Source organism: Aerococcus sanguinicola, from assembly GCF_008726925.1.
Classification (GTDB): domain Bacteria; phylum Bacillota; class Bacilli; order Lactobacillales; family Aerococcaceae; genus Aerococcus.
This window is the reverse complement of the sequence record NZ_VYWO01000004.1, coordinates 126,298-145,359: the sequence shown is the minus strand read 5'-3', so window position 1 is coordinate 145,359 and position 19,062 is coordinate 126,298. Positions and strand designations below refer to the sequence as shown.

The 19,062-nt window shown below is 47.4% G+C and carries 12 protein-coding genes, 1 pseudogene and 1 CRISPR repeat array; of the genes and pseudogenes, 10 read left to right on the top strand and 3 right to left on the bottom strand.

Annotated features, from left to right (window positions below; genetic code table 11):
* Nucleotides 1–1,536 (bottom strand): 4-alpha-glucanotransferase, encoded by a 1,536-nt coding sequence (gene malQ / locus F6I03_RS07050; RefSeq protein WP_070431420.1) that lies wholly within the window; start codon nt 1,534–1,536, stop codon nt 1–3.
* 120 nt (nt 1,537–1,656) lie between these two features.
* Here malQ and F6I03_RS07045 point away from each other — a divergent pair, with 120 nt between their 5' ends.
* The 3 genes and pseudogenes from F6I03_RS07045 to F6I03_RS07035 all read left to right on the top strand — a co-directional run bounded on the left by F6I03_RS07045 (nt 1,657) and on the right by F6I03_RS07035 (nt 5,736).
* Entirely contained in the window at nt 1,657–2,661 is a 1,005-nt protein-coding gene (locus F6I03_RS07045) for a LacI family DNA-binding transcriptional regulator (RefSeq protein ID WP_070431419.1), read from the top strand.
* A gap of 491 nt (nt 2,662–3,152) precedes the next feature.
* Nucleotides 3,153–4,835: pseudogene (locus tag F6I03_RS07040) on the top strand (PTS transporter subunit IIBC); the annotation flags it as partial.
* Nucleotides 4,836–4,911: 76 nt separating this feature from the next.
* Nucleotides 4,912–5,736: an endonuclease/exonuclease/phosphatase family protein gene (locus F6I03_RS07035; RefSeq protein WP_070431418.1), complete on the top strand. Its 825-nt coding sequence runs from the start codon at nt 4,912–4,914 to the stop codon at nt 5,734–5,736.
* 63 nt (nt 5,737–5,799) lie between these two features.
* On the opposite strand, the gene rpiB is transcribed toward F6I03_RS07035, so the two are convergent.
* Nucleotides 5,800–6,249, bottom strand: coding sequence for a ribose 5-phosphate isomerase B (gene rpiB / locus F6I03_RS07030; RefSeq protein WP_070431417.1), 450 nt, complete (start codon nt 6,247–6,249; stop codon nt 5,800–5,802).
* A gap of 198 nt (nt 6,250–6,447) precedes the next feature.
* On the opposite strand from rpiB, the gene F6I03_RS07025 reads away from it, so the two are divergent.
* The 5 genes from F6I03_RS07025 to secA all read left to right on the top strand — a co-directional run bounded on the left by F6I03_RS07025 (nt 6,448) and on the right by secA (nt 14,086).
* Nucleotides 6,448–7,992 carry a glycosyltransferase family 39 protein gene (locus F6I03_RS07025; protein ID WP_070431416.1) on the top strand — a complete coding sequence of 515 codons (1,545 nt, stop codon included), beginning with the start codon at nt 6,448–6,450 and terminating at the stop codon, nt 7,990–7,992.
* A 74-nt stretch (nt 7,993–8,066) separates the two neighbouring features.
* On the top strand, nt 8,067–8,888 hold the full coding sequence (gene purR, locus F6I03_RS07020) for a pur operon repressor (protein WP_070431415.1): 822 nt from the start codon (nt 8,067–8,069) through the stop codon (nt 8,886–8,888).
* A gap of 172 nt (nt 8,889–9,060) precedes the next feature.
* Nucleotides 9,061–10,125: a CRISPR direct-repeat array (repeat unit 28 nt; unit sequence CTTCTTCCCGCATACGCGGGGGTGATCC).
* Nucleotides 10,126–10,916: 791 nt separating this feature from the next.
* A complete protein-coding gene (locus F6I03_RS09935) occupies nt 10,917–11,042 on the top strand; it encodes a hypothetical protein (RefSeq protein ID WP_256365978.1) in 126 nt (41 codons plus the stop codon).
* Nucleotides 11,043–11,222: 180 nt separating this feature from the next.
* The gene (locus F6I03_RS07015; protein WP_141737874.1) at nt 11,223–11,447 is read left to right on the top strand and encodes a type II toxin-antitoxin system HicB family antitoxin; all 225 of its coding nucleotides are present in this window, start codon (nt 11,223–11,225) and stop codon (nt 11,445–11,447) included.
* A 257-nt stretch (nt 11,448–11,704) separates the two neighbouring features.
* Nucleotides 11,705–14,086, top strand: a complete 2,382-nt coding sequence (secA, locus tag F6I03_RS07010) for a preprotein translocase subunit SecA (RefSeq protein ID WP_070431414.1) — start codon at nt 11,705–11,707, stop codon at nt 14,084–14,086.
* Nucleotides 14,087–14,448: 362 nt separating this feature from the next.
* Here the strand turns inward: secA and F6I03_RS07005 are convergent, their stop codons facing one another.
* A complete protein-coding gene (locus tag F6I03_RS07005) occupies nt 14,449–15,954 on the bottom strand; it encodes an ABC transporter substrate-binding protein/permease (protein ID WP_070431413.1) in 1,506 nt (501 codons plus the stop codon).
* Between the two features lie 417 nt (nt 15,955–16,371).
* Between F6I03_RS07005 and F6I03_RS07000 the strand changes: the two genes are divergently transcribed.
* Together F6I03_RS07000 and rihC are read left to right on the top strand one after the other, a co-directional pair.
* The gene (locus F6I03_RS07000) at nt 16,372–17,853 is read left to right on the top strand and encodes an aldehyde dehydrogenase family protein (RefSeq protein ID WP_070431412.1); all 1,482 of its coding nucleotides are present in this window, start codon (nt 16,372–16,374) and stop codon (nt 17,851–17,853) included.
* Nucleotides 17,854–17,978: 125 nt separating this feature from the next.
* Nucleotides 17,979–18,896: a ribonucleoside hydrolase RihC gene (gene rihC / locus F6I03_RS06995; RefSeq protein ID WP_070431411.1), complete on the top strand. Its 918-nt coding sequence runs from the start codon at nt 17,979–17,981 to the stop codon at nt 18,894–18,896.
* Nucleotides 18,897–19,062 lie beyond the last annotated feature (166 nt).

Sequence of the window (19,062 nt, the reverse complement as noted above, 5' to 3'; positions counted from 1 at the left end):
TTAGTCTCCTTTATTTGTAATACTTGTGCCTGACTTAAACTTGGGATTTGCACGGAAGTAGGTTTCCGTAAAGTCTGTCAATTGTTCATAAACATCAGCTGTTAGGGCATCTTCTGCCATGCGCCATTGCCAATTGCAACCGATGGTAGAGGGCGTATTCATCCGAGCCCGATTGCCCAGATTCAATAGGTCCTGCATGGTGTAGATAGCGATTTGACTGCTTGAAGCAGCAATTCCCCGGTTGAGGGCTTGGGAGGCTGCTTCGCCTTTTCTTCGATTTAAGTAAGCATCCACTTGATCGCGCTGGGCTTGGTTGGCACTTTCTTCATACCAACCGCGGGCGGTCTCATTATCGTGGGTTCCTACATAAGCTATTGTATTGGCAGAATAGTGGTGTGGCAAGTCTAAACTGTCTGTTTTGCCGTTAAAAGCAAATTGTAAAATTTTCATTCCGGGATAGCCCGTCGCTTCCCGCATGTTAATCACTTCATCCGTCATAAAGCCTAAATCTTCCGCAATGATGGCGAGCTCACCAAGGGCGTCCTTTAAGGCTTTGAAGAGGTCTAAGCCCGGTCCCTTGGTCCAATGACCCGAGGCGGCTGTCTCAGAACCGTAAGGCACCTCCCAGTAGGACTCAAAACCGCGGAAGTGGTCAATGCGAACAATATCGTACATTTCAAAGCTCTTGGCCATGCGCTTAATCCACCATTGATAGCCTTGGTCTGACATATAATCCCAGTCATAAATTGGATTGCCCCAGTACTGGCCCGTATCGGAGAAATTATCTGGTGGCGTTCCTGCAACGGTTAAGGGATTCTTCTCCCGGTCCACCTTAAACATCTCAGCTTGGGTCCACATTTCAACGCTGTCCCGGGCCACATAGATGGGCATGTCCCCAATAATTTGGATGTTTTTTTGGTTGGCGTAATCTTTGAGGGCTTCCCATTGCTTGAAGAAGAAGTACTGGCTGATGAGGTGGTAGTCATAGCGGTCGGCATGGTCGCGGCAGAGCGCTTTCACTTGGTCTACTTGGTAGGTCCGGTAAGCTTCTGGCCAATCATACCAGGCCTTGAGGTCGAAGGATTCTTTAACCGTCATATATTGGCAGAAGGCTTCCAACCAGTCTTGGTTGGCTTGGACAAAAGTCTTGAAGTCTCTGCTTTGGTCTTTTTTATTTTTTTTGAAGGCCGTGACTGCTTTCTCTAAGAGGGGACGGCGGACCTGGAAGATACGTCCGAAGTCTACCTTCTCAGGGTCTTCGCCGAAATCTAGGCCTTCGAGATCAGAGGCTTTAAGGTAACCGGCTTCTACCAAGCGGTCAAAGTCAATGAGATGGGTATTTCCAGCGAAGGCGGAAAAGGATTGATAGGGCGAGTCCCCATAGCTGGTAGTGGTTAGAGGAAGGATTTGCCAATAGGTCTGCTTGCATGCACTTAAAAAATCGACAAATTGATAGGCAGCTCGACCAAAAGTGCCGATGCCATAGGGGCTAGCTAAGGATGTGATATGTAGTAAAACCCCGCTTGTTCTTTCCATAAAAGAGCCTCCAAATCTATTTTCATCATTATGATGGCGTTTACAATTTAATTATAGTAAAATTATAACATAAGCGCAAACGTTTTCTTAGATAAAATCATCAGAGAAAGGATGGTCATTATGACTGTAACCATTAAAGATGTTGCCAAGGAGGCAGGGGTTGCTCCCTCGACGGTTTCGCGTGTCATCGCAGACAACCCCTCTATTAGCCAAGCGACCAAGGAGAAGGTCCGCCAAGTCATGGCTGACCTCCATTACTATCCCAATTATAATGCCCGGCGTTTAGCAAGTCGCAGGTCGCGAACGGTAGGGATCGTCCTTCCGGCTGCTAGCGATGCTTTTTATCGCAATCCCTTCTTTCCAACTGTTCTCAGGGGGATTAATGAAGCTGCAAGTCAAGACCAGTATGCCCTCTTGCTGTCAACTGGAGAAGGGGACCAGGCTCGTTTAGACCACCTTCAAAATATGATTCTCGGTAAGCAGGTGGAGGGCCTGATCTTTCTTTATGCTAGCCGGGAAGATCCCCTCTTGCGGTTCGCGATGAGTCAAGATTGTCCCCTCGTTGTAATTGGTCATCTGCCGGGTCTGGATGTTAACCGGGTCGATAATGACAATCCAAGGATTGCTTACCAAGCGACCCGTCATTTGATCGACCGGGGGGCAAGTCGGCTGGCTTTTATTGGAGGGGATCCTAAGCAGCAATTCGTTAAAGAGCGCTTGGCAGGCTTTAAACAGGCTTTGGAAGAAGCAGGCTTGGAATTGGCAGAAGAGGCGATTTTCAATGACTTGCCCTTCTTGCAAGCAGCAGGTTATGTGCTGGCCCAGGAGGACTTGCTCAAACAAGACTTTGATGGCTTTGTCTTTGCGGACCAGTTATTGGCGGAAGGCGCCTACCAGGCGATACGCCAAGCCGGGGGAGACCCTTCCTGGCTGGTAACTTTCAAAGCTTATAGTGATGCTGAACTCGGTCAAATCGAAGGTTACCCTTACTTTGACCTCCACAGTCAAGAACTGGGTTACCAGGCCATGCAGGTGCTCCTAGAAGTCTTATCCCAGTCTGAAGCGACCAGGTCTCAGCGCTATATCTACCAATGCGTGACCAGTGATTTTGTGACTAAGCAATAAAATAGGAGGTAAGCCTTACAGCTGATAGAGGAGTTTTGCTCTGTTAACCCACACTCGGAGCCTTTAAATGCATGTTAGATTGCGCTGCTGACTTGTCCTAGCCAAAGGAAGTCTAACCGCTCTTGCTCACACCCTTTAGTCGGGTTCGAGGATGCAGAAAGGGCTCCTCTTCGCAAAAGTCCGTCGAAGGCCTACAGCCTTCTCTGTCCTTTAGCTCCAGAGGTCCCTTTCTCCCGCATCCTCTCGCACCCTTAGTCGGGTTCGCAAGAGCAGCTTTGAAGTGCTTTCGCAAGTTGGGAACGTGCAAGCAGAGCTTGCCCTTTTTCGTTCGTGCTCCAGTGGTAAGCTTCTAACCGCCTTTGCTCGCACCCTTATTATGTAATCGCTTTAAAAAGAACTTTACAAAAATTTAGGGGAGTGTTATACTTTGGTCGAACAATGAAAACGATTTCGTTACTTGGCAAAAATTTTAAATAAGGAGTTGGATGATGATGAATCGTATCAAGAGAATTTTCTCTTTTGATTTTTGGCAACAATTTGGTAAGGCGCTGATGGTCGTTATTGCCGTGATGCCTGCTGCTGGCTTGATGATTAGTTTGGGTAAGGCATTGCCCTTAATCAATCCGGATTGGGCCTGGTTGGTGACGACGAGTGGAGTGGTCGAGAATATTGGTTGGGCGATTATTTCCAACCTCCACCTTTTGTTCGCTGTAGCGATTGGTGGGTCCTGGGCTAAGGAACGGGCAGGTGGAGCCTTTGCAGCCGTCACTGCTTTTATCCTGATCAACCGTATTACGGGTTCCATCTTTGGGGTGACGACAGATATGCTGGTGGATCCGAATAGCCAGGCAGTCACCCACACTTTATTTGGACAAGAGATTCCGGTGAATGGCTATTTTGTTAATGTCCTCGGCGCCCCTGCCCTTAACTTAGGGGTATTCGTCGGCATTATCGCAGGTTTCCTTGGTGCTAATGCCTATAATAAGTACTACAATTACCGCAAGTTACCAGATGCCTTGTCCTTCTTCAATGGGAAGCGTTTTGTTCCCTTTGTGGTGATTCTCTGGTCAGCCATCGTTTCGATTATCCTTGCCTTCATTTGGCCAGTTATCCAAACGGGGATTAACTCATTTGGTCAGTGGATTGCCAATTCTCAAGACACGGCACCAGTCCTTGCTCCCTTCCTCTTTGGGACCTTGGAACGTCTGCTCTTGCCATTTGGTCTCCACCACATGTTGACCATTCCGATTAACTATACCCAACTAGGTGGGACTTATGAGATCTTAACTGGTGCTCAAGCTGGACAGGAAGTTCTTGGCCAAGACCCGCTCTGGTTAGCCTGGGCCTCTGACCTGATGAACTTGCGTCGGGCAGGGGACACGTCTCAGATTCACTACCTCCTCGAAAACTTTGTGCCTGCTCGCTTCAAGGTCGGCCAAATGATTGGATCGATGGGGATCTTGATGGGGCTCACCTTTGCTATGTACCGCAATGTGGATAAGGATAAACGAGACAAGTATAAGTCCATGTTCCTATCAGCAGCTATTGCGGTCTTCCTCACTGGAGTGACTGAACCCTTGGAATACATGTTCATGTTTGCTGCGATGCCCCTCTATATTGTTTATGCCCTGATCCAAGGGGCTGCCTTCGCTATGGCAGACTTGATCAATCTGCGGGTGCATTCTTTTGGGGTCATTGAGTTGCTCACCCGGACGCCGCTGATTATTAATGCGGGTCTCTTAGGAGACTTGGTTAATTTCATCATCTGCTGTTTGGTCTTTGGCGTTTTGACTTACTTTATCGCGAGCTTCATGATCAAGCGCTTCGGCTATGCAACGCCAGGCCGTATGGGTAACTACGAAAATGCTAACCAAGAGGACAAAGCGAGTGAGCAAGAACCAACTACTGACGCTAAGGGATCTGGTGATGCACAAATCGACCAAGTTATTCGCCTCCTAGGGGGATCGGATAATATTGATAATGTGGATGCCTGCATGACCCGGTTGAGAGTCTCGGTTAAGGATACAGACTTAGTAGGGAGTGAAAAACAATGGAAAGATGCCGGGGCAATGGGCCTGATTATCAAGGAACAGGGGGTTCAAGCGGTTTATGGACCAAAAGCTGATAACCTCAAAAATGATGTTCAAGATGCCCTTGACCGCAATGTCCACCTGGATGCCATTGACAAAGAATAGGATGCTTAAGGATTGGCTTAGCCAGTCCTTCTGCTCTTGTTAGGAGGAAATCGTTTTGAAATTACTCAGCCTTAACTGCCATTCCTGGATAGAAGACCAACAAGAAGCTAAGATTGAACAAATTATTGACCATATTGCCGAGATTGGCTATGACCTGGTCGCCTTACAGGAGGTAAATCAGTTGCGCGAGGGCCCCTTGCTGGACCAAGTGGGGGATACCTTCTTCCCATGCTCAGACCAGTACCCGATTCGAGCAGATAATTTTGCTTACCTTCTTGTGAAAGGCTTAGAGGAACGGGGCTTGACTTATTTTTGGGCCTGGGCCTTCAACCATATTGGCTATGATCGCTATGAAGAGGGGGTGGCCCTCCTGTCTAAGCGTCCTTTCAGCCCACAACGTTGCCTGCTCTCAGCCAAAGATGCCCCTGAGGATTATCGGACCCGGGCGATGATTTTGGCGGACTTCCCAGAGATTAACCTGCAAGCCGCTTCTCTCCACCTGTCTTGGTGGTCGGACCAGGCTGACGAAGGCTTCCAATATGAATGGTCTCGCATCCGGTCGGTTTGCCAAGACTTTGACCGTCCTAGCCTACTCATGGGAGACTTCAATGCTCCCAGCCATATTGAGGGGGAATCTTATAGCTTAGCTAGGGCTTCTGGCCTCCAAGATGCCTACCATCTGGCCCCTGTCTGCCAAGGGGACTACAGCATGGGGCCAGGTATTGCCGGTTGGTCGGAGACGGACCAATCCCAACGTATTGACCTGATCTTAATGACGGATGATTTCGAGGTGGCTAGCTACCAGAGCCAATTCGATGGGGTCAGGGGCCCCATTGTTTCTGACCATTATGGCGTCAGCGCTGTGCTTAACCCCCATTAGAGACGAAAACACCCACTGGCTACTTGCAAGCAGTGGGTGTTTTGTTTGGGCAATCTGCCCTATCTAGTTATCTTGAGCATTTTCGATAGCTGCAATTTTGTCGAGACGTTTTTGGTGGCGGCCACCTTCGTAGTTAGCATCTAACCAAGCGTCAACGATCATGAGAGCGAGACCAGGGCCAACCACGCGGGCACCCAGGCAGAGCACATTGGCATTGTTATGAGCCTTGGTAGCTTGGGCAGAGAAGACATCGCCGCAGAGGGCAGCGCGGATACCTTTTTCCTTGTTAGCGGTAATGGACATCCCGATACCGGTACCGCAGATCAGAATTCCATAGTCTACACGTTCTTCTTGGACGGCATGGGTGACCGCATGGGCGAAGTCAGGATAGTCGACAGATTCACTACTGTCTGTTCCGTAATTCACCACTTCAATCCCGCGTTCTTCTAAGTGGTCGGTGATTAAAGCTTTGAGCTCTACGCCGCCATGGTCAGCACCAATTGCAATTTTCATTTTTTGAAAAGCTCCTTTACTGATATAATCTGCTTCTTTTATAACGCACTTTGTTTGAAGATGCAAGTTTTTTGTAAGGATCTGGTAAAAATTCTAACTTTAAAGTTTTTTAAAGAAAAAAGGAGGCTTGGTCTGGGAAAACTAGCTATAATAGGTCTATGCTGCTTAGCGAAATACGAAACTAAGGGTGGTTCTTTTGTGAAAAAATTGAGTCAGATGATTTATCAACTATCGCTGTCAGGTCTCCAGCTCATTGCCGGTCTTTTATTGCTGGGTATTTTCTTCTTGAATAGCCAATACAGTGCCCAGGTAGAGGAGTACAATCGTGAAATTGTTCGTTTCTATCCAGCTAGCCCGCTCTATTGGCCTTATATTGGTCTAGTCCTAGTGATCCTCGTAATTGTTTACCTACTGAGAGAGCGCTTGCGGGCGGAACAGGTCTTTAAATTTCTCGCAATTATTTATTTAATCCTAGGTTTTTACTTAATCTTGAATGGCCCTCTCTACCTGCGGGCAGATACTCGAGCGGTCTATGATGCGAGCTTAATGATGGCTGACCAGAACTATGCCTACACCATGCTCGGGTCATACATGTATACCTACCCTTATCAGATGGGCCTAGCCCTTTATGAGCGAATTCTGGGGGCTTACTCTAACCAGGTCACTTTTCTCTTTGCGGCTAATTTATTCCAGGTTCTGGGCATTAATTACTGCATCTACCGGATCAGCGCCTATTATTTTAAGCAGGACCAAGGGATGGTTCTGATGACTTTGGTCTTATCTTTTATGTTTCTGCCCCAGCTTTTCTTTATCCGCTTTGCTTATGGCGAAATCCCTGGTCTCTTCTGCTTATTGGCAGGCTACTGGGCCCTTATCCAGTACTATGAGAAAAAACAGCCGCTTTATTTAATTTTGACCTTTATTTTCACGGCCTTGGCCTTGATCTTACGATTAAATTATTTAATTTGGGTGATTGCTATCATCCTCGGCCAAACCGTTCTCTTCTTTAAGAAAAGAAACTGGCGCTATCTCTTGGCAGTCGCTGTCTTAGCCCTGAGTATCCCAGTCGGTCAAGAAGCGATTCCAACTTACTATCGCCAGGTCCACGGCTTCGACTTGGGATCAGGCTCACCAACGGAATTATGGCTCGCTATGGGGACCGATCCCTTGAACACGGAAAAAGCCCCGGGTTGGTATGATGATAATGCTCTCAAGCCATTCAAGCGTACAGGTTTTAACCAAGAGAAGACCAAGGCGATTGGCCGGCAGAGGATCCAAGCTAATCTTGACTACTTTAAGAATCATCCCGACTATGCGAAGACTTTCTTTACTTACAAATGGATCAGTATCTGGGCAGAACCGACTTTCCAGGGGATTTGGTCAGGACCGCAGATTAAAGATGACCAAGTGCCGACAGCCAAGGGTCCTATGTTGTCCCTTTACCGCTTTGGCAAGCTATATTTTGCTTCCTTCCACTATATGAAGGGCATGCTCTTCTTAATTTATGGGGGGAGTCTAATCTTTGTCCTCTTCTTCCTGCGCAGGTATCCCCAGGCCAGTGTGGTCCTTATATTCTTTATTGGTGGGGTGCTCTTCCATACCTTCTGGGAAGGCAAGAGCCAGTATGTCTATCCCTATGTCATCCTCCTTGTGCCCCTCCTGGCTGCTTCTTTAGGGCAAATCTTTAAGGCAATAGGGGTTGGCATCAACAAGCTCCAGGAAAAATATTTTCTGAAATCTTAACGAATCTGATCGTGTTTATGGTAAAATAAGAAGTCCAAAGCGAGCTGCTCACTTGACCGGAAAGGAGGGTTGATATGAAACTCAATCGAAGCCATCGCTTGATTGCGATGACCCATTACTTACTTGCCCACCCACATACTTTAGTGTCTTTCTCTTATTTTGTTGACCGTTTCCAAGCCGCACGTTCTTCTATTTCAGAAGATGTCAGCATTTTGAAGAAAGAATTCCCTAATTCTAATATCGGACATATTGAGACCCTTGCTGGTGCGAGCGGAGGGGTGATCTTCCGTCCGAGCATCGCCCCTGACCAGGCCTTGGAACAAGTCCAGGCCCTCTGCCAAGAATTAACCGATAATGACCGTATCTTACCGGGGGGTTACTTCTATCTAACCGACATCCTGGGAGACCCTGACCACTTGCGGCTGATCGGGCAGATTATTGCCAGCCGCTACCGGGAGGCCGGGGCGACAGCTATCATGACGATTGCGACCAAGGGGGTACCACTCGCCCAGGCTGTCTCCATGTACTTAAATATTCCCTTCGTGATGGTGCGCCGGGATTCCAAAGTGACAGAAGGCGCCACAGTCTCAATCAACTATGCCAGCCAAGGTCAGAGCCGGGTTGAGAAAATGGAACTCACTAAGAACAGCTTAGGCGAAGGAGAGAAAGTCTTAATTATTGATGATTTCTTGAATGGTGGCGGGACAATCACAGGCATGTTGAGCATGACCAGAGAATTCAATGCGACCTGTGTGGGCATTTGTGTCCTAGCTGAAGTTCAAAACCCTGAGCGACAAGTGCCCTTCGACTACCAATCCCTCATGCAAGTCGTCAAATCACAAGATAACACCCAACTCGTCGAAGTCCTACCTGGTAGTATCTTTGATGATAAATAATAAATTAATCGAAGCTCCTGAGTCGCAAGCACTGAGGAGTTTTTTTGAGGGTTTTTCCTAGATAAAATGATAAGAATCATTTATAGTGATTGTAGCAAGCAAATTATTTCAAAGTGAATGAAAACGGCCGAGGGATCGAATAAGAAGCTTGATTTAATCAGCTTTTTTTAGTCTTCTTCCCGCATACGCGGGGGTGATCCTTTGGACTTGCCGACAAGCTTTTCAAGCTTGGTCTTCTTCCCGCATACGCGGGGGTGATCCTGGAGTTTCGTGATGGCCAGTGGAAGCGCTCAGCTTCTTCCCGCATACGCGGGGGTGATCCTTATTGACCACAAGGAAATGTTTATCGTGCGAGCTTCTTCCCGCATACGCGGGGGTGATCCTGGGAGCATGGTCGAATCAGCTTATCCAAAGAACTTCTTCCCGCATACGCGGGGGTGATCCCCTGAGCTGCCCTTTACCTTTTTCGTACTTCTTCTTCTTCCCGCATACGCGGGGGTGATCCCCTAAGACGTGTTTTTGCATTTCTGTCATAGATCTTCTTCCCGCATACGCGGGGGTGATCCTTATTAAGTGTTTCAATAAAAAAATACACGAAACTTCTTCCCGCATACGCGGGGGTGATCCTTCTAAGTGTGCGACTAATACTTTAGTCACTAGCTTCTTCCCGCATACGCGGGGGTGATCCTCAATATATGACCTGTACGGAGAAGGCTATCGTCTTCTTCCCGCATACGCGGGGGTGATCCTAGGATATGCAAAAGACGCACATCTATTGTGTGCTTCTTCCCGCATACGCGGGGGTGATCCTTGCAGGCGGCACTGAATGGATAAAATATTATTCTTCTTCCCGCATACGCGGGGGTGATCCCAGTTGTATCTAAATCAGAAGACAAATAAATAGCTTCTTCCCGCATACGCGGGGGTGATCCCGGCTTCGGCGACTTGAATGACTACGTCAAGCACTTCTTCCCGCATACGCGGGGGTGATCCTCGTCAGCTATGGCCGGAGAGATTGAGGAGTACCTTCTTCCCGCATACGCGGGGGTGATCCCATGAAAGTGAAAAAAGGTTGGGCCGCCATGTACTTCTTCCCGCATACGCGGGGGTGATCCTACATCCGCTTTAGCAAGCGAAAGCTCATCAGCCTTCTTCCCGCATACGCGGGAGTGATCCTGGTTTGTTGAGCTTTCCAAGTTGCCCCATGATCTTTTTCCCGCATACGCGGGGGTGATCCTCAAGCATTTTTCAAGATTACGAAGATCCTGTCCTTCTTCTCGCATACGTGGGGGATCTTAGATAACGACCAAAAAGAAAAAGAAGCCCAATCCAACGATTAAAGCTTCTTCTGTACCAGGGGAGGTAACAGCTCCCCTCGGTACTTCTATTATAGCACATTCATAGGAGGTTCAAATTATGTCAGCAGTTACAATTGTCTTACTCGCATTATTGGTTTTAGCTACTGTTGTCGGTTTAGGATTAACCGTTTACTCAACAATTAGAGATGAAAAGAAATATGGAAGAAAATAACTTTATCTTAGTCCTGCCATTCATTATCGTCTCTAATATGGGATTTAGCATTGGGAAGAATATCGGTGCTACTCCGCTCTGATCAATCGTCTTGCCAATAGAGAATGTAAAGTTGAAAATATGACGTCAGGTTTCTTCCCGCATACGCGGGTGATCTCACAAGGCGCACAAGATCAGATACAAGTTCAAGCTTCTTCCCACGCAAGCGGGGAAGACTCCAAGAAAAGAATATCATTCAGCAATACGAGAACACGAAAAAAGAGAAATGATAAAAGACGTACTCACAATACTCAATATCATTTCTCTAATAATTCAAATAGTCCAATCACTGACTAACTAGAATAATTGGGAAAGTTTATCTTCCTTCCCCTTTATTATATGAAAAAGGGCGAAGAAAAGCAAATGAATAAAAATAATAAAGACAACCTGACAATCATTTTGTTAATCATCATGCTTATATTAAATATCATTAATTTATTTTTGTAGGAGGGGACAACTATGGAAGTTTTATCAAAAGAACAACTTTATCAACTTATTACAACTGAAAGTGAGTATCGAATTTCTAAAGAGGCTGGAATTCTTCTTTCCACATACGTGGGAGGATCTTATAGGGGGTACAATTAATATGTCAGCACTCACGTTAGTTTTGTTAATTCTATTTGTCGGGGTAGTTATCTTCACTGTTGGAAGTACTGCTTATGACTCTTGGAAAGAAAAACGAGATGAATCTAAATAACCTAAATAATGTTTCTTCTCGCATATGCAGGGGGCAATCCTACTAAATAAAAGAAAGGAAGTCGAAAGATGTTTAGCTACTATGCTATTTTTGCCCCTTCAGACGGCATATGGGCGGTTGACTTTCCCGACCTAGATGGGGCCTACACTTGTGGGGAGGATATGGAGGAGGCCTTGTATATGGCTAAAGACCTTCTAGAAGGCTGGCTAATCATAGCTAAGGAGATCTTGAGCAAGCCAAGCGGAAACATTTGTCAGCAGGGAAGCAAGCGTGAGCTTGTTATTAATTGCTAATTTTCATCTTTCTATCAAGCAGTGACTCTTTAAAGAGGGGTCACTGTTTAATTTTTTCCTATTTTACCTGCCCATTTTCCACTATCTTCCATTTAAGTGGCTAACTGTGTTAAAATAGAAATAAGTGTGCCTTTGCCTCTTAGAATAGGGTAGAAGGTTCAATTTTAGAATAAAGCATGCTAAAATTATGAGATATATGAAGATAATCAATTGGGTTAACACGTGATAGCCGCAATTGACCAGATAAGGAGAATAGAATGGCTAGCCTTTTGAAACAAATATTTGAAAATGACCGAAAAGAATTACGTCGCTTCAATAAACAAGCGAAGAAAGTAGAGGCCTTAGGGGATAAGTTCGCTGAGTATTCAGATGACCAATTACGGGCCAAGACGGAATCCTTCAAGGAACGTTTGCAGAATGGTGAAACCGAGGAAGATGTGTTGGTTGAAGCCTTTGCGACCGTTCGCGAAGGGGCACGTCGGGTTCTAGGCTTGTATCCTTTCCATGTACAGATCATGGGTGGCCTGGCCTTGCATTACGGGAATATCGCCGAAATGAAGACAGGGGAAGGGAAGACCCTGACGGAGACCATGCCGGTGTATTTGAACGCCCTATCCGGCAAGGGGGTCCATGTGGTTACAGTCAATGACTATTTGGCACGCCGGGACTCGGTTGAGATGGGTGAACTCTATGAATTCCTAGGTCTGACAGTTGGTTTGAACACTAATGATATGTCTTCTGACCAGAAGCGTGAGGCCTACAACTGTGATATCACTTATTCGACCAATAATGAGCTGGGCTTCGACTACCTCCGGGATAATATGGTGGTCTACAAGAGTCAAATGGTGCAACGTCCGCTCCACTATGCCGTTGTCGATGAAGTGGATTCCATCTTGATTGATGAAGCCCGGACCCCTCTGATTATTTCAGGTCAGGCTGAGCAGTCCACAGCACTCTATCAACGGGCCGATTATTTTGTTAAGAGCTTACAAGAAGATGAAGACTATGTGATTGATGTGAGTTCTAAAACCATCAGCCTAACGGAGGAAGGGATTGAGAAGGCAGAAGAAGTCTTCCACCTGGATAACCTCTATGATGTGGAGAATGGTCGCTTGATCCACCATATCGATACCGCCTTACGCGCTAACTATATCATGCTCCTGGATATTGACTATGTGGTCCAAGAGGGTGAAGTGAAGATTGTTGACGGCTTCACTGGCCGGATTATGGATGGACGCCGCTATTCTGATGGCCTCCACCAAGCGATCGAAGCCAAGGAAAATGTCGAAATTCAAAATGAATCGAAGACAATGGCAACCATCACCTTCCAGAACTACTTCCGTATGTATGATAAATTAGCGGGAATGACCGGGACTGCCAAGACGGAAGAAGAAGAATTCCGTGAAATTTACAACATGAATGTGGTCCAAATCCCAACCAACCGACCAGTGCAACGGATCGATGCGCCAGACATTATTTATCCAAACTTGGAATCTAAATTCGAGGCGGTTGCGGATGAAATCCAGGAACGCTACCAAGATGGGCAACCTGTCCTTGTCGGGACGGTGGCTGTAGAGACATCGGAACTCTTATCTAACTTGCTGACTAAGCGGGGTGTTCCGCACAATATCTTGAATGCCAAGAACCACGCTAAGGAAGCTGAAATCGTCGCCCAAGCGGGGCAAAAAGGCGCGGTAACTATCGCAACCAACATGGCCGGCCGGGGGACTGACATTAAGTTAGGGCCTGGTGTGAAAGAGGCTGGTGGCTTGGCTGTTATCGGGACCGAACGCCACGAATCTCGCCGGATCGATGACCAGTTACGGGGTCGGTCAGGCCGGCAAGGGGACCCTGGCTATTCTCGCTTCTACCTATCCTTAGAAGATGACCTGATGCGTCGCTTTGGTTCCGACCGGGTGAAGGCTGTTTGGGAAAGTCTAAATATTGACGGCGACGGCGAGGATGATGTCGCCATCGAAAGCCGGATGATCTCTAAACAAGTGGAATCAGCCCAAAAACGTGTGGAAGGGAACAACTACGATACACGGAAGAATGTCTTGGAATACGATGAGGTCATGCGGGAACAACGGGAAATTATCTACGACCAACGCCAACAAATCATTGAGGAAGAAGATTCCCTCGATGAGATTATGTGGCAAATGATCGACCGGACCATTGACCGGGTGGTTGACCAATACACCGCTGGTGATGAATCCGATTGGAATTATGAAGCATTGACTGACTTTGTCCATACCGTTCTTCTCACTGAGAATGATATGTCCCAACGTGACCTAGAAGAATTGGACCCTGATGAGATGAAAGAAGAGCTCAAGGACCGGGCCCGAGACCGCTTCCAAGGAAAACTGAATGATATCTCAAATCCAGACTTGATATTGGAATTCGAAAAGGTGGTTATCCTGCGTGCCGTCGATAGCCGCTGGACCGACCACATTGACGCCATGGACCAATTGCGCCAAGGGGTAGGTCTACGCGCTTATGCCCAAAATAACCCACTGGTCGAATACCAAACAGAAGGCTTTGAACGCTTCAATGAAATGGTAGCAGGCATTGAATACGATGCCACCCTACTCTTCATGAACTCACAAATCCGCCAAAACCTCCAACGCCAACAAGTGTAGTAAGGGTGTGAGAGGATGCGGGAGAAAGGGACCTCTGGAGTAAAAGACCAGAGAAGGCTGAAGGACTTCGATGGGATTTTACGAAGAGGAGCCCTTTCTGCATCCTCGAACCCGACTATAAGGGTGTGAGACTTGGCGATTAGACTCGGATGATTGGAGCAAGTCAGAATAAGAGCGAAGCATTCGCTCGTTTCAGACTTGTGAAATCACTCCGAGTCTGCCAAGTCGAACCCAACTAAGGGTGTAAGCAAGACTAGCTTTAGCTAGCCGTTCCACTTTGCCAGCACCCGTTAATTTGAAAATTTAAGATGATAAAAAGCGTCTCCGGATTAGGCTGGGAGACGCTTTTTGACTAGCAGAGCTTAATATTTAGCCTGCATTTTCTTTTCATAGTAATTGAGCAGATTGCTCAGGGCAAAGGTCAGGATGAAGTAGATCACCATGGAGATTAAGAGGGGGATGATCCCTTGGTAGGTTTGGCTGGTGACTGCCCGGGTTTGGAAGGTCAGCTCAGCGACCCCAATAGTTGAGACAATCGAGGACTCTTTGATCAAGGTGATGAATTCATTGCCTAGTGAAGGCCAAATTGCCCGCAAGGATTGGGGGAAGATCACTTTCTTCATGGTTGTACCGTAGCTCAGACCGAGGGAACGTGCGGCTTCCATTTGCCCCTTGGGAACGGACTGGAGGCCGCCCCGGATAATTTCGCAGATATAGGCGCCGGAATTGAGGGAGACAGCGATTAGGCCAGCTGCCAGAGGTCCGATTCCTAGGAGCCCGCCGATACCTAAGAAGATAAAGAGGACTTGGATCATCAGCGGGGTGCCCCGGAGGAATTCGACATAGGCGGTTGCTAGGGAACTAAGTATGGCAATATTTGAAAGCCGCATGAGGGCCAGGATAGCGCCCAGGATGAGGCCACAGATAATCGCAACAGCGGAGATCACGAAGGTGAGCTTGATTCCATCCCAGTAGAAGGGCCAGTAAGATAGCCAGTTGATGGATTCCCCTTCAATCAGGAGGGGGGCCAGGTCATCGGCCCATTTTTCGACTAAGTGTTGGTCTTTAACTTCTGCTACTGTTTGGTTGATGGCCTTTTGAAGGCTGGGTTGGCGCTCGGGGATGACGACGGCCTTGCCATCTTTGTCTCCACTGGGCAAGCCGGCATCGACATAAGCAATATCGGATTGGGCATTGGCATGGCTATAGGCAACTAATTCATCCACTAAGATCCCGTCAATTTGCTTGGTGGTCAGGGCACCGAGCAGGTCAGGGACCCGCTGCATAGTCAATAGCTTGGCTTGGGGCATGAATTCCTTGGCCAGGTCTTCTTGATAGGTGGCTTGTTGGACCCCGATTGTCATTTGGTCGGTGAAGCTATCCTTATTCTTGATCTTGCCTTCGTCTTCTTTACGGAACATAATCGCTTGGCGGTCATTCTCATAGGGCTCAGAGAAGTCCACGGACTTATCCCGTTCTTCGGTATAGGTCATCCCTGAGATAATCATATCAATATTACCCGCTTCCAATGACGACATCAGACTGGTGAATTCCATGTTGACGACTTCGAGTTTAACGCCGAGATCTTCAGCAATCTTCTCACCCAGGGAGACATCGACACCAACCGTCTTATTCTGTCCATTCTCCCGGGTCAAGAATTCAAAAGGCGGGTAGTGGGGGTTGACACCCATCCGGATGACCCCACGTTCCTTGATCTCTTGGAGTAAGGCATCGTCCGCAACTGTGCTGGATTGGCTCTCGCTGGCTTGCACAGGGCTTACTTCTTGGGCAAAAACGGGGCCCATTAAGAGGACTAGTGCCAGACAGACTTTCAGGCTCCACTTGAGCCAATAATAGGTATCCTTCATTCTTTCTTCCTCCTCGTATAATAAAAAAACCGCCTCTAAAAAGAGGCGGAGCTAATCCACGGTACCACTCTACTTGGTCAGGTTCTCGGCCTAACCAACTTAAATAGATAACGCTCTAGGGCGGGCTCTTTATCTTATGAGCCAGTAATTTCAGGCGCGTTCATTCTGCTAAAGGGCAGGACTTCCACCAACTCCTGCTCGCTTGGACCTTTGAAAAGAACTACTCTCCCTAAAATGATAAAATAATTAGAATGTAACTATTTTTTAATATTATAGGGGCTGTTTTATCATTTGTCAATCCTAGCTGGGTAAAAATTTAAGAGCTATTCCAAGTTGAAGCATAAAGATTGAAAAGAAAGCGCTCTTATTTTATACTTAGATTAACTCGTGCTTTTATTTTGAAGATGGAGGTAGTTTATGGAGATTAAGGATTTAAACTTAGAAAAAGATTATAGCTTACTCATTAATGGCGAATGGACAAAGGGGGCAGGTTCTGACCGAATCGATGTCATCAGTCCAGCGAATGGGGAACATTTGGCTACGATTACAGATGCGGTCAATGAAGACGTGGACCGGGCTGTCGAAGCCGCCCAAGAAGCCTTTAAGACCTGGTCCCAAACCGATGTTAAGGAACGGGCAGCTATCTTGAATCAAATTGCTGATTTAATTGATGATAATGCAGACCGTTTAGCTTTGATCGAGACTCTGGATAATGGGAAACCTATCCGTGAAACTTCCGCTGCAGATATTCCACTAGCTGCAGACCACTTCCGCTACTTTGCTTCAGTGATCCGCAGCGAGGAAGACCAAGTGAAATTCCTGACCAAAGACACGATGTCGATGATTATTCGCGAACCGATTGGTGTGGTAGGCCAGATTATTCCTTGGAACTTCCCCTTCCTGATGGCCGCTTGGAAATTGGCTCCTGCTCTTGCAGCTGGCTGCGTGGTTGTCATTAAACCAGCTTCGGATACCTCACTCAGCTTATTAGAATTAGCTAAATTGGTCAATCCGATCTTGCCTAAGGGTGTCTTGAATGTCATCACTGGCCGCGGCTCTAAGGCTGGGGACTATCTCAAACACCACAAGGGCTTAGATAAATTAGCCTTTACAGGATCAACTGCTGTGGGCCGGGATATTGGCATTGCTGCAGCTGAAAACTTGATCCCTGCAACCCTCGAACTTGGCGGCAAGTCTGCCAATATCTTCTTTGAAGACATGGATATGGAACAAGCCTTAGAAGGGGCTCAATTAGGGATCCTCTTCAACCAAGGGGAAGTCTGCTCTGCAGGCTCACGGATCCTAGTCCAAGAGAGCATCTATGATGAATTCATTGAACGCTTGATTGAAGAATTCAAACAAGTTAAAGTTGGCTTACCATGGGAGAAAGAGACCCAATTGGGCGCCCAAGCCAATCCTTCCCAACATAAGAAGGTGGATGAATATGTCCAAATCGGCTTAGATGAAGGGGCTGAGCTCTTAACAGGTGGTCAAGCCTTGACAACAGGTGACTTAGACAAGGGCTACTATTATGAACCTACCCTTTTACTAGCTAAGAATGACATGCGGGTAGCCCAAGAAGAGATCTTTGGGCCTGTTGCGACAGTGATTAAATTTAAGGATGTCGATGAAGCTATCCAAATCGCCAATGATTCGGACTATGGCCTAGGCGGTGGGGTCTTCACCACTAACCTCAATACGGCCTTCAAGGTGGCCCGCGGTGTTCGGACCGGCCGTGTTTGGGTGAACACTTACAACTCCTTCGAAGCCGGCGCGCCATTCGGTGGCTACAAGGATTCAGGGATTGGCCGCGAAACCCACAAGATGATCCTCAATGCCTATACCCAGGCTAAGAATATTTATGTCAACCTGGGCCAAGGACGGACAGGTATGTTTTAGAAATCAGTAAGTAAGGAGCAGCTAAACTTCAGCCTAAGTTTGGCTGCTTTTTTTGCTCTAATCGATGAAAACGCTTCCTGTATGGGGTATAATAGGGCTGACCATTAGTTAAGAGGAGGTTTATTATGGTTAAACATGTGATTTTTGATACGGACCCTGGGATTGATGATGCCATTGCTTTATCCATTCTGCTCAATGCCGAAGCTGTTCAAGTGGACCTGATTACGACAGTTGGTGGGAATGTGGCTTGGGAGAAGACAGCCCGCAATGCCCTGAAGCTGCTTCACTTCTTTGACCGGCAGATTCCAGTAGCAGCTGGCAACAAGGGCCCCCTATTGACAGCTTTCACTGACGCCTCGGAAGTCCACGGGGAGTCCGGGATGGACGGTTACGACTTTCCTGAGGTGAGCTTGGATGATCTGCTAGAGGAACATGCGGTTCTTGCCATGCGCGATACCCTGTTGGCAGCTGAGGAGCCTATGACGATAGTAGCTGTGGGCCCGCAGACGAATATCGCTCTGCTCTTGACCATGTTCCCTGAAGTGCGCGATAAGATTGCTGAATTAATTATCATGGGCGGGTCTTTCACCCGGGGAAACAAGCATGTCATGGATGAATTCAACATAGGGACAGACCCAGAAGCCGCCCAGATTGTCTTCAATGCGCCGATTAAAAAGACCATGGTCGGCTTAGATATCGGCTATATCGCAACGATTGGGGTGGCGGAAGCCGAGGAACTCGCCCAAGTCAATGAAACCGGGCGCATGGTCTATGGCATGTTAAAAGCCTACCGGTCACAGGAGCGGGATGGGGAATTAGCCATGTATGATCCTACGGCAGTGGCTTACCTGGTCTGCCCGGATATGTTTGAGACCGTGGATTGCAATGTAGAAGTGGAATTGGCCAGTCCTCTGACTTATGGGCAAACAGTGGTTGACTTGGACCATAAGACGGACCGACCGGTGAATTGCACCGTACCGACATGGATTGACCGGGACCGTTTCAAAGCCTGGTTTAAGGACAGCATCCGTGCTTGTCGCTAATTCTTAACAAAGAAAACGGCTAGGACAAAAGTCCCGGCCTTTTTATAAAATACGAACTATTCTTTAAAAACGTGCTCCAAAAGTCAGCCCTGACATCCACTTCACGAACTATGGAAGAACCTTTGACAAGGTTCTTTCATAGTTCGCTCCAGTGATTCAGGGCTAA